Raw genomic sequence first — 10,856 nt, 5'->3', positions numbered from 1 at the left:
GCCGCCCGCTTTTACTCCTGAGCACCCACACACAACGTGCGGGTGCTCAGGAGTAAAAGCGGGCGGCTTAGCTCAGGGTGGTTAAGTAGATTAATTGAGTGATGAGTTGGGTGTGGGGGCCGGGTACTAGTAGGGTACTTGAGATCAGGATTGGGGAATTTGAAATGATAGAAGTTGTTAAAAGGGATGAAGGGATCTGGGTTCAAAAAAGGGATTTAGAGATCTTAAGGTTTTGTTTGGAAATGAAGTTTGCGGATGTTGAAAGTTTAAATCAAAAGTTCTTTGATGCAAAAAGTCAGGATATGTTTGCGGCAAGAAAAAGGATCCAAAAGTTAGAGGCTGTTGGGTTTTTGCGTTCAGTAAATTTGCTTTCCGGGACGGCCAAAAAGTTCTATCTGACCACGCCAAAAGGTCACCGAGAGCTGACCAAGTTGTCTAGCCCGAGAGACCAAGTCTCTCTAGGCCTTTCCTTACCAAACCCAGTTTCAAAGCTCAGTGTGGTCACTTTTGAGCATGATCTTGGCGTTTTAAAGTCCCGCTTGGAACTTGAAAAACAAGGCCGAGCGTCCAACTGGAGATCAGAAAAGTTGCTAAAATCTCAGGCCGAGGCTGCCACCGGAAGGCTGCAAAGGGACTTCATGCCGGACGCCATTTTTACTTCTAAGCACGGCAAAGTATGCGCCTTTGAGTATGAGAATAAACCAAAATCTGAAAATCAACTGCGAGAAAAGGTGTTCCGCCTTAACGCGCTTATGACCGAGAAGGATCCAGTTTTTGAGGCGTGTTTGTTCATTGCTTCAACGGAAAACCTAAAAAACAAAATCAAAAAAATGACCGACCTCATTCCAAATAAGTTCGTGGTGCAGTCCAGAGACGAACTTTTCGGGAAAGGCAAAGGGGACCTCGATGTCACAAAGTAATAGCAAACCGAATCCACAAGAAGACACTTTGCCGCAATTGATTTTTATGCTGCTTGGTGGAGTTGTGCTTTTAACATTCCTGCCGGTGATGGTTTTTTCCATGATCTTTGCTTACTTAAGCTATGCCTCATTTTATGAAAAAGAGGAGCGCAAGTGGATCCGTTCGGGAATCATTTTAGCCAGTGGGTTTTTTATTACGTTTGCGGGCTGGGGATATTTGCGCGAAATCATCCCGACGCTGATTGAGGGCGGAAGTGTTGCCAAAAAGGTTACAGGGATTTTAGCAACGCCTTTGGTGGCAAAGGGGGCTTTTGCGTATTTCCTGTTAGTGCCTGGCGGGTGGTATTTGTTAAATATGAAAGGCCCGTCGTTTGCTCTTTATAACGGCGTTAGAAACCTCACGCTGTTCTTGTTTTGGCCTTTTAAGATTTTAAAAATTACAGTGGCGGCACTTGTGGCCGGTATAACGGGGGCCATATTTAACATTAAGCTTGAGCCTCATGGGCTTGCCATAAGGGGTTTTGTTCTTCTGTCGGGTCTATTGCTCTCGGAGTTTTTATTCAGATACGCAAATAATCTAGCGCCGACACCGTCTTTAAAACTGGTGGCGATTGCCGTAGCTGGGAGTTATCTGGCTGTCTATTGGTATCACTTTTTGTTCCATTTGGGTGAAAAAGATCCTGCGGCCGTTAACCTTGTCGAGTCCATGCGTGGGAATGATATTGAAATCGGAAGGCTCACTCATCCCAAAAGAATGCCGTTAAGACTTTCTTGGCGTGATATTAACCATCACATCCATATCCTGGGGCAGCCAGGAGTTGGGAAATCGGTTCTTTTAAAGAACATCTACGCTCACCAAATTATGCAAGGTGAGGGGCTTTTGATGCTCGACCTAAAGGCTGACTACAAGGTCCGGGAGGACTTTAAGAGTCTTTGCAAGATGGCGTCTAGAGAGCAGGATTTTGTTCTGATCGATCTTAGTCACCCGGAAAGCTCTTACGGCTATAATCCTTTACTTTTGGGGAACGCGACAGAGCTTAAAGATAAGATCATCGGGGCCATTGAGTGGAGTGAGCCATATTACAAGAAAGTATCTGAAAGAACTCTTCTTACGGTTTTAAGGGGCTTAGTGTATTTAAGAGACCAAAAAGGGATGGTCTCTAATCTTGAGGATTTGCTCGTAGCAATTTCTACCGTTCAGGGTGTAACTCTTTTAGCGGAGCAGGTAGATGAGGCTTCAATACGGGCCGACATTCAAAACCTTGCAGCTGGGTTTAGTAAGGACTTTGCAAAAGACCTTGAGAGCTTAAAAACTGAGCTGACGCTTTTGGTGAAAGCAGAGTTTGGGGGCATCTTTAGTTGCGAAAATACTCTGGACGTTTTCTCAGCCATTATGGAGAAAAAAGTCATCCTAGTGAACCTTGACGGGCAAACTTACAACGAGTCCGCAAAAAAGTTCGGAAGACTTCTCCTGGCGGATCTGAGATCGGCCAGTGGTGCAATTGTGACTAATATCCCAGAACAGGAAAGACCACGCTTTGCGGTCTTGGTGGATGAGTTTTCGGATATCGTATCAACCGAAGATATGGCAAAGACCTTTGTGGGCTTTTTAAATCGCTGCCGCGGCTCTGGAATTGGCGTTGTGATCGCGCACCAGTCTTTAGGGGACTTTAAAGATCCAACTGTCAAATCTCAGATTATGGATTCGACCGAGACCATGTTCTCGTTTGTGCAGAAGGACCCGGAAACGTGCGATATCTTGGCCTCTGTTGTTGGCACTAAAGAATCTTATGAAAAGACCAAACAAACCAAAGAGTGGATTTTTGGTGATGACAACACTGGGATGGGGACTAAGAAACTTGTGCATGAGTTTATTTATCATCCGAACGTCTTTAGGAATTTGAATGTTGGTGAAGCGATTTATGCTGCGAAGAAACCAAGTCGTTTTGGCACGGTTCAAGTGAAGATGCTGGAGATTCCTCATGAAGATATTGGAGAGGCAATAAAGCCGCAGCCACAAAAAATAACCACGCAAGTGAGCATGAGAACGGTACAACTTGAAAATCGCCTTTCAACTCAGCAAAAAGATTATAAAGAGTCTTTAATTCCCAGCAAAAATCAATCGCGAAATCCAATTCAAAAGGAAACAATACAGGATCTTGAGATATAAAGTCCCTTTATGAGACGCTAAATACTGGGTATCCACAGCGATAGCATCCTTTGGGCTCATAAAGTTGTTTAAAATCAAGCATTTATAATTTTTCGGGGGGGGGTAAATAAATTTAACTCGTATTCCGATACGTATCTTATGAAAATCAAAGCATTTTTGCTATTAATCACCGCACCTGTTTTTCTTGGTGCCTGCTCTATAGATGCGTCGCTGTCGGATCTTTCACAGATCCCTGACTCTGTTATAGAAAACCTGAACCGTAAAGAACCGGATTTTATTGCCGGTGAGGTTGTTACCACTAATAACGGCGTGGTGGTGACGGGATCTTTTGGTGAGATTGTGCAGAAAACAAAATTAGTAAACGGAGTTGAGGTCGAGGGAGTTTTTTATGAATAAGAAGTGGTACGTATATTCCTGTCTTATGTTGTTATTTTTTCTAATTTCTCCATCCTCTTTTGCCCAGCATAAAGGCATTAGCTTTCAAGGGGTGATTAAGCTTCCAGACGGAACGTATCCGACAAAGTCGGGAGTGACTGTGAATGCGCGCATTCTTTCACCGAACGATTGTATTTTGCGTGAAGAAAACTTTACCGGAGTAAATATCTCCAAAGGTTATATTAATTTAGCTCTAGGAACAGGAGCTGTGGAGGGAAATGATCCGGGCCTTACGCTAAAACAGGTTATGAACAACTCTTCGACGATATCTAATGGTCCAAGCCTACCTTCGGGGTTAGTTTGTCTTGCTGCCGATGGTTCCGTGAATGGCTCGGTCACAAGTTTTGATCCAACAAGCACAAACGGTGCCCGCAAATTCCGTATGAGTTTGTATGTTGACTCAATCCCGGTGGTTGCAGATTTTAATATGCGCTCAATGGCCTATGCGATCAACTCAGAGACACTAGAGGGAAAAGCGGCTTCGGATTTTGTGAGCATCAACAATGCCAAGGGTATGACGCAAACGAATTTAGAAAGTGTTTTTGATAGATTCACAAAGCTTGATGCGATTTTAAATGGTTTCAATGCTGGCGGAACATCGGCCGGGATTAACATTACCGGGAATGCTTCAACTGCGACGACCGCCACAAATATCAGCGGTACCGTAGCGATTGCAAATGGTGGTACGGGGGCAACGGATGTGGCCACAGCCCGATCAAATTTGGGCTTAGGTCCTTTAGCCACAATGAGTCCGACGGGAGCTAATGGGACTAAGTTTTTACGCGATGATGGGACCTGGCAAAGCGTGAGCGGTGGTGGTCTTACAAGCTGTCCTGCGGGATTTACCTTGATCGGCACCAGTGGCAGTGCGGATGCTTTTTGTATCTCATCAAATCCAGAAACCAGTGCTAATTGGTTGGGGGCAAATCAGACTTGTCGTGGAAAGTCACCAAAAGCACGCCTTTGTACTGCCAGCGAGTGGGCGGCGGCCTGTGTTGATGGCGCAGCCGGTCCAAATAATATGACAGGCCATTGGGAGTGGGTGGCCGATCTCTATAACAGCTACGGCCAGGTAATGGGCGCCGGCGGTTGTGATTCATTCAGCAGCTACAACGTGAGTTACTCCTACGGTTCCCGATGCTGTTTTCGCTAGGGGTAAAAATTTAAATTTGGGGGTGGGGCCGAGTAGGCCCCACAAGGGCTATGTCTGAAGAAAAATCAGCGCAAAAATCCGAACAAAAAATTGAAGAGAACTTCCCCAAAGATCGCGTAGATCTATTTCCAGTCTTTCGCACGCTTTATGATTTGATTATCGAATTTGAGCGGGCTCATGCGCAGTTTCCGAAGATTCATAAGTACAGCGTGGGGAAACGTCTTTCAACGTCTCTGTTAATGGCACTGGAAGATGTAACCGAGGCGATCGTTGCCGAGGACCGCCGGGAACAGGCTTTGGTATCTGCGATTGTAAGGCTTGAAAAAAGTCGGATTCTGATTCGCATATCTCACGATCTGAAGGCGATTGATACAAAACGCTATGCTCGCTTTGCGCAGCTGATTGTATCGGCCCTGGCCCAGGTGGGTGGTCTTTTGAAGGTGGAAAAAAAGCGCTCTGACAAAGTTTCTGAAGTTGTGGATCGAAAGAACTCCAAGAAGTAAGATGCTCCAATTGAAATGTTACCTGCCCATGGCAGGCATATCCCATCCAGCTTTTGAGCCGTTGCTCCGTTTTACCGGGGGTTTGGCTTCCTTGCTGCATCATTTTTGAAAATTTACGCATTCTGTTTTTGATTCGCGCCATGTTGGCCGGCTTGATGACCCGCTTTCGATTGGTTACATGAAAGCCTAAAAACTCAATGCCTTTTTTCGCTTCACAAAGAACGATCTTGTTTGGGTGAACCTCAACTTCTAAAGTGTTTAAACAGAATACCTTTATTTCTTCCAGAAGAGCCTCTAGTTTGCATTTTTGTGGATGAACAATAACCAAGTCATCCATGAACCGAAAAAGATGTTTAAAGCCCTTTTTATGCACAATAAAGTGATCAAGCTCATTGAGATAAAGGTTCGCAAAAATCTGCGATGTTAGGTTGCCAATGGGCAGCCCTGTTTTTGGACTACTTTCATGCGAAGAAACTATTTTGTGGGACAGCCACAAGAGGTCTTTATCATTGGTGTCGCGCTCAATCAGTTTAAGCAACTTGTCGTGAGGGATTGAATCAAAGTACTTGCGAATGTCAATTTTCAGCATCCACGTCTCTTGGTTGGATTCAGAAAGTGAACGAAGCAGTGTTCGCAGTTTATTAAGAGCTTTCAGGTTGCCATAGCCTTTTCGGCAAGCATAGCTCATAGGCAAAGAACGTCGTTCAAAGTGGGGATTTAAGATCGAGCACAGGGCATGATGCACAATACGATCTCGGAAGTGACTTTCGAATATCTTTCGTTGTTTGGGCTCAAAGACGATAAAAGGTCTTTTGGTGCGCGGCTTGTACGATCTGGATTTCAAGTCTTTTGCAATGAGATCCAATTCACGTTCAAGATAAAACCAAAACCTCAGGACGGGACGGCAGCGCCCATGTCCCTTGGATGCTTTTTTGTACGAATCATGGAGGTGCGTAAAATTATAAACCACAGTGTGTAGTAGGTAATTGACATTTTGTTTGTACGCAATCATTATCTCTGCATCGGCTTATGCCTAGAGTGCGCAGGTTTACGGATTTTCGCAGAAGAGGTGAGATCAGATACCCCAGCCCTGTTGATGCAAGGGAAGTGCCCCAGAGGGTGCGCCTTCTGGGTTGATGTGGAAATTCAAACAGAGCTGATCGGCTACCATGTTTCCGTTGGATGCTGCCTGAATGAGTTTCGGGTAAGTGGGTGGCCGATCTCTATAACAACAACGGACAGATAATGGGCAACAGCGGTTGTGATTCATTCAACAACAACAACGTGAGTAACAACAACGGTTCCCGATGCTGTTTTCGCTAGCGGTTACAAGATCCATAAGCCGATTTTTTACGCCAAACAGAGGTTTGCAGTGAACTCACCTCAAAATGCAGTTTTTAAAGATTAGCAAGAAGTCTTAGTTTTTCTTTAATTTCTTTAAAGACTATTGGCGGAATTTTCCCAAGATGACGTTTGAATCGAGCATTATCAATGGACCTACTTTGATCAATCATGACTTCGCATTCTTCGTTATTACCGGCCATGTTTTTAGGAAAGACAGCTCTCAAAATATTTTCACCTGTCAAACGCGTGGTACATGGTAATATCCAGGTCGAAGGATGTTCAATCTCGTTTAGATAATCCGTTTGAATAACGACCACTGGTCTGATTTTCCCAGCTTCAGTTCCTTGTCGTGGATTTAAGTCCGCAAGGTAAAGATGTCCATGAAGTATCTTCATTATTCAAGACCTTCGCCAGATAGGGAATCTAGTTCTTTAATTTCCTTTTTTAATGATTCTCTTGTCGCCTCGGAAGCCTCTTTAAATGAAGATCTTAATGCTTTTCTATCCGTTGTTTCTTTCAAAAGAGTTAACCCACGTCGAATGACTTCAACTTTGGTTTTTGCATTTAGGGCTTTCATTAACTCATTGACGAGCTCCAACTCTAACGGCGGCAGTGTAATGCTTGACTTGGTATTAGTTCTCATACTTTTATAATACTCTTCTTTCATAAGAAAGCAAGCTCAAGTTATCATGACCCATAAGATATTGTTATAGATTCATATTTGCTCGTTTTTGAGACAATCGTCGCAGCAAAATCTCCGTAACATAAGCCGTTATGTTACGGAGATTTGTTAGTTCCAAAACCCGTCTTAAAACCCTCTTTTAAGATTAATTTCAAAATAGACAGCCCTACCCGTTTTTGAAACCCTATGCCTCACGAGGTGACTAATGCTCATAGGGTACGCGCGAGTTTCAACACAAGATCAGTCAATGAACCTTCAAAAAGATGCTTTAAAGAAATCAGGCTGTAAGGAAGTCTTTGAGGATGTCATAAGTGGATCCAAATCCGAACGCGAAGGACTGGAAAAGCTTTTAAAGTATGTCCGCCCAGGTGACACTGTGGTCGTCTGGAAGCTTGATCGCCTTGGGCGAAGCCTTAAGCACCTTATCGAGCTTGTGCAGATGTTTAATGATCGTGGAATCGGGTTTAAGTCCCTTCAGGAGAATATCGACACAACCACAGCAAGCGGGAAATTATTCTTACATATCTTCGGAGCTCTTGCAGAATTTGAGAGAGAACTTATCAAAGAAAGAACCCTTGCGGGCCTCAAGGCTGCCGCAGAACGCGGTCGCAAAGGCGGCCGTCCTCGCGTGATGGATGAAAAGAAAGTCGAACAGGCCCGCGCCCTACACCGCTCAAAAATCCCAATAGCAGAGATCTGCGAGACTTTGGAAATTTCAAAGGGAACTCTGTATAGGAATCTCACTGAGTCGCTTTGACGCGAAGCTTACGAAAAATTTTACCTTGCTATGGCACTCAAACACCTGTTGAATTTATTCACGACCATAGGAGGATTTTCTGTGAAGACATTGTTAGTTACAAACATCAAGGGTGGCGTTGCGAAATCCTCTACAGCCGTGGCAATTGCCACGGGTCTTAAGCTTCTAAAGCCTGAAAGTAAGGTTTTATTAATTGATGGCGATCCACAAGGAAGCATTAAAACGTACTTCGGGTTGAAGCTTCAAAATAGTGATAAGGACTTTTCTTCATTTTTAGTTGAAGATACGCCGTTTGAAGATGCTATTCAGAAGATTCCGGTCGGTGATAGCCACATCGACGTTATGATCTCGTCTAGAAAACTTTCTGAGGCTGATATTAGAATGGCAGCCTTCCACCGTCGCGAAGAAACTCTTAAGGGCCGCTTTAAGAAGCAAAATATTCAATACGACTACTGTATCATTGATAGCAGCCCTGCAATGAATCTCGTCCTTCTAAATTTCATGACATTTGCGGACTACTGGCTAATTCCAGCAACTATGGATGCTTTTGCTATTTCTAATATTAATTATCTCTTCGAGCAGAAAAAAATTATAGAAGAGTTTTACGAGAAGAGTCCGACAATTCTTGGAATCGTTCCTACTATGTTTGATAAGCGCACAACAGTATCTCAGCAAGCATATGAAGCTATCAAAGCGAAATTCGGAAACAAATGCCGAGTTTTTGATCCGATCGGAGTTGATAGCACAGTTAAGAAAGCTCAAATTAAGAAGCAACTCATTTATGACTTCGCAGAATCTAGAGCTGCTGAGGGATATAAAAATCTCACTGAAAACCTTATTGGAATAATCTAATGTCCAAGAAAAAAACCTCCACAGATGATTTTTTAAGGTTACTTGATGACGAAGAGACCTCGTCGCAGCCGGTGGCGTTTTCGCCAGCCACCACAGAACATAGTTCAAATGTAGTTCAAACCTCGGTCAAATCTAGTTCAGAACATAGTTCAAATGTAGTTCAAACCTCGGTCAAATCTAGTTCAGAATTATTGGATAAAACCACTTCCAAACAACAAATGTCGTTCAAACCTAGTTCTAAATCCGGTGCGTTTATAGTTCAAACCTCGGTCAAATCTAGTTCAAATCTAGTTCAAAAGTTTGATTTTCATATGCTTAGCCCTATTCAACAGAAACTGCTGATTTTTCTTTATGAAGAGGGGCAAATTTCTAGATCAAAAATCTCGCCTCCTCTAAATGGAGCCTTATTAGCAAAACGCTTAGAATCCTCTCTAGAAGGGCTTAGGACAGCTGTTAAGCGTCTCGTTAAAGCTGATTTTCTACTTATCGCAGAAGCGAAGTCTGGTAGGACAGGATGGACACGATACGAGTTGCCTGAATGGGTCTATCAACAGATGACTTTAAACGAAACATGGTTCAAATCTAGTTCAAATCTAGTTCAAATCTCGTCCAAACCTAGTTCCAAACCTAGTTCAGAACCTAGTTCAGAACCGCCTTATAGTAGTAGTAATAATTTAAATATAATTACTAATACAATAGAACTTCCGGAAAACCTCCGTCGTTTTGGAATTTCGTCAACCAATCTTCAAAACCTGATTAGTTCCGGCAAAGCCACCCAGGAAGTTGTTGAACGAAGTCTTGCTGCCTTAAGCTTTGATGTTGAGCATGGGAAGACTGGAAGTCTTGCTAACATTCTTTTTGGGGTTCTCGGGACGGGTAGGGAGTACATTAGCCAAAAGTATTCAGAGTCCTTGCAGAAAGAACTCGATGCTGAACTTGCCAGAATCCAGCAAGCAGAAGAAAGCCAAAAGAAGTTAGCTGAGACTAAGTTACAAATTCAATTTCGAGAGTTTCTAGTTAAAAATCCAAACTTCCTGGAAGAAGTGAGAGAGAAGCACAAAGGATTCGTTAAGAACCAAGATCTTTTAGAGAAGATGGCGTTTGAAGAATTTAGAACAGGTACGCTCAATGTTTAAATTAATTTTTCGCATTCATGCACTACAAAGAATGTTTTCTCGTAGCATTAGCGAAGAGGAAGTTCGATTCGTGGTTGAAAAGGGCGAAGTCATTGAAAATTATGAGAACGATACTCCATACCCAAGTAAATTGATTTTAGGAAAATTTGGCTTAAAGAACCTTCATGTAGTTGCGGCTGTGAACGATGCAGACAAAGAGATAATTATAATCACGGTCTATGAGCCAGACCCACACCTTTGGGACAATAACTTTAAGACTCGGAGACAAAAATGAAATGTGTAATCTGCAAAAATGGTCAAACTGTTAATCAAACAGTTACGGTTACTTTGGAACAAAATGGAAAAACATTTGTGTTTAAAGATGTTCCTGCGCGAGTTTGTGAGAACTGTGGCGAGCAGTATCTTGAAGAAGAAACTTCAAGAAGGCTTCTTGGCCTAGCTCAGGAAGCTTCAAAATCAGGTATGGAACTTACTATTGCCAAATTCAAGGCCGCTTAAATTGAACCCACATTTCGCGATGCGAAATGTGGGTTGCCAAGAGTTCAAGGGAATGGAGTTCCCTTTTTCATAAACCATCAAAGCCACCCAAAGGTATCTTTTCTAAAGACCGCGTTAATGCTTAAACGCCTCCAGGTTAAGTTTTTATACCACTACCGCACCACAACCATTCGTCGAGCAACAAACGCACCTTAAAACGAATCCTCGTGCGTTTTTTGAATTCCGGCAAATTTTAGTATCGAATTTGCGAACCAACTCGCCAAGTTATTCTGCCTATTTTTATTGCACAACCACTTTGAAATTAGGTAGAGACCTGATCCAAATACCCCTCTAGGTAGTTGGAGTGGATCTTAGAGGGGTAAAATTTAAAAAAGATCTTTTAAACTAGTTACTTACTAAAATACGC

At 43.1% G+C, this 10,856-nt stretch carries 12 protein-coding genes and 1 pseudogene; 10 read left to right on the top strand and 3 right to left on the bottom strand.

Translation table 11 applies throughout. The features are described from left to right. Positions 1 to 242: 242 nt before the first annotated feature. The 5 genes from ACZ5ZV_RS21400 to ACZ5ZV_RS21380 all read left to right on the top strand — a co-directional run bounded on the left by ACZ5ZV_RS21400 (position 243) and on the right by ACZ5ZV_RS21380 (position 5,181). Complete coding sequence (locus ACZ5ZV_RS21400) at positions 243 to 920, top strand: hypothetical protein (RefSeq protein WP_464121616.1); 678 nt, start codon at positions 243 to 245, stop codon at positions 918 to 920. Continuing rightward, positions 907 to 3,090: a helicase HerA domain-containing protein gene (locus ACZ5ZV_RS21395; RefSeq protein ID WP_464121618.1), complete on the top strand. Its 2,184-nt coding sequence runs from the start codon at positions 907 to 909 to the stop codon at positions 3,088 to 3,090. Before ACZ5ZV_RS21400 ends, ACZ5ZV_RS21395 begins: the two co-directional genes overlap by 14 nt. A 138-nt stretch (positions 3,091 to 3,228) precedes the next feature. After that, positions 3,229 to 3,486, top strand: coding sequence for a hypothetical protein (locus ACZ5ZV_RS21390; protein ID WP_464121599.1), 258 nt, complete (start codon positions 3,229 to 3,231; stop codon positions 3,484 to 3,486). Continuing rightward, positions 3,479 to 4,678, top strand: coding sequence for a hypothetical protein (locus ACZ5ZV_RS21385; protein WP_464121621.1), 1,200 nt, complete (start codon positions 3,479 to 3,481; stop codon positions 4,676 to 4,678). Before ACZ5ZV_RS21390 ends, ACZ5ZV_RS21385 begins: the two co-directional genes overlap by 8 nt. A 50-nt stretch (positions 4,679 to 4,728) precedes the next feature. Further along, positions 4,729 to 5,181: a four helix bundle protein gene (locus ACZ5ZV_RS21380; RefSeq protein ID WP_464121620.1), complete on the top strand. Its 453-nt coding sequence runs from the start codon at positions 4,729 to 4,731 to the stop codon at positions 5,179 to 5,181. 187 nt (positions 5,182 to 5,368) lie between these two features. Here the strand turns inward: ACZ5ZV_RS21380 and ACZ5ZV_RS21375 are convergent. The 3 genes and pseudogenes from ACZ5ZV_RS21375 to ACZ5ZV_RS21365 all read right to left on the bottom strand — a co-directional run. Next, a pseudogene (locus ACZ5ZV_RS21375) lies at positions 5,369 to 6,193 on the bottom strand (reverse transcriptase domain-containing protein); the annotation flags it as partial. A 385-nt stretch (positions 6,194 to 6,578) separates the two neighbouring features. Further along, entirely contained in the window at positions 6,579 to 6,920 is a 342-nt protein-coding gene (locus tag ACZ5ZV_RS21370) for a type II toxin-antitoxin system PemK/MazF family toxin (protein WP_464121602.1), read from the bottom strand. Next, entirely contained in the window at positions 6,920 to 7,192 is a 273-nt protein-coding gene (locus ACZ5ZV_RS21365; protein ID WP_464121604.1) for a hypothetical protein, read from the bottom strand. Before ACZ5ZV_RS21365 ends, ACZ5ZV_RS21370 begins: the two co-directional genes overlap by 1 nt. A 220-nt stretch (positions 7,193 to 7,412) precedes the next feature. On the opposite strand from ACZ5ZV_RS21365, the gene ACZ5ZV_RS21360 reads away from it, so the two are divergent. From ACZ5ZV_RS21360 to ACZ5ZV_RS21340, 5 genes are all read left to right on the top strand, one after another. After that, a complete protein-coding gene (locus ACZ5ZV_RS21360) occupies positions 7,413 to 7,964 on the top strand; it encodes a recombinase family protein (RefSeq protein ID WP_464121627.1) in 552 nt (183 codons plus the stop codon). Positions 7,965 to 8,045: 81 nt separating this feature from the next. Next, the gene (locus ACZ5ZV_RS21355; protein ID WP_464121626.1) at positions 8,046 to 8,816 is read left to right on the top strand and encodes a ParA family protein; all 771 of its coding nucleotides are present in this window, start codon (positions 8,046 to 8,048) and stop codon (positions 8,814 to 8,816) included. After that, positions 8,816 to 9,952 carry a hypothetical protein gene (locus ACZ5ZV_RS21350; RefSeq protein ID WP_464121625.1) on the top strand — a complete coding sequence of 379 codons (1,137 nt, stop codon included), beginning with the start codon at positions 8,816 to 8,818 and terminating at the stop codon, positions 9,950 to 9,952. The genes ACZ5ZV_RS21355 and ACZ5ZV_RS21350 overlap by 1 nt, the downstream gene beginning before the upstream one ends. After that, the gene (locus ACZ5ZV_RS21345) at positions 9,918 to 10,226 is read left to right on the top strand and encodes a DUF4258 domain-containing protein (protein WP_464121624.1); all 309 of its coding nucleotides are present in this window, start codon (positions 9,918 to 9,920) and stop codon (positions 10,224 to 10,226) included. The genes ACZ5ZV_RS21350 and ACZ5ZV_RS21345 overlap by 35 nt, the downstream gene beginning before the upstream one ends. Beyond that, positions 10,223 to 10,450 (top strand): type II toxin-antitoxin system MqsA family antitoxin, encoded by a 228-nt coding sequence (locus ACZ5ZV_RS21340; protein ID WP_464121623.1) that lies wholly within the window; start codon positions 10,223 to 10,225, stop codon positions 10,448 to 10,450. The genes ACZ5ZV_RS21345 and ACZ5ZV_RS21340 overlap by 4 nt, the downstream gene beginning before the upstream one ends. Positions 10,451 to 10,856: the final 406 nt, after the last annotated feature.

It is taken from the genome of Bdellovibrio sp. HAGR004 (genome assembly GCF_055397015.1).
Note: the sequence above shows the minus strand (reverse complement) of the source record. Positions and strands in the feature narration are given on the sequence as shown.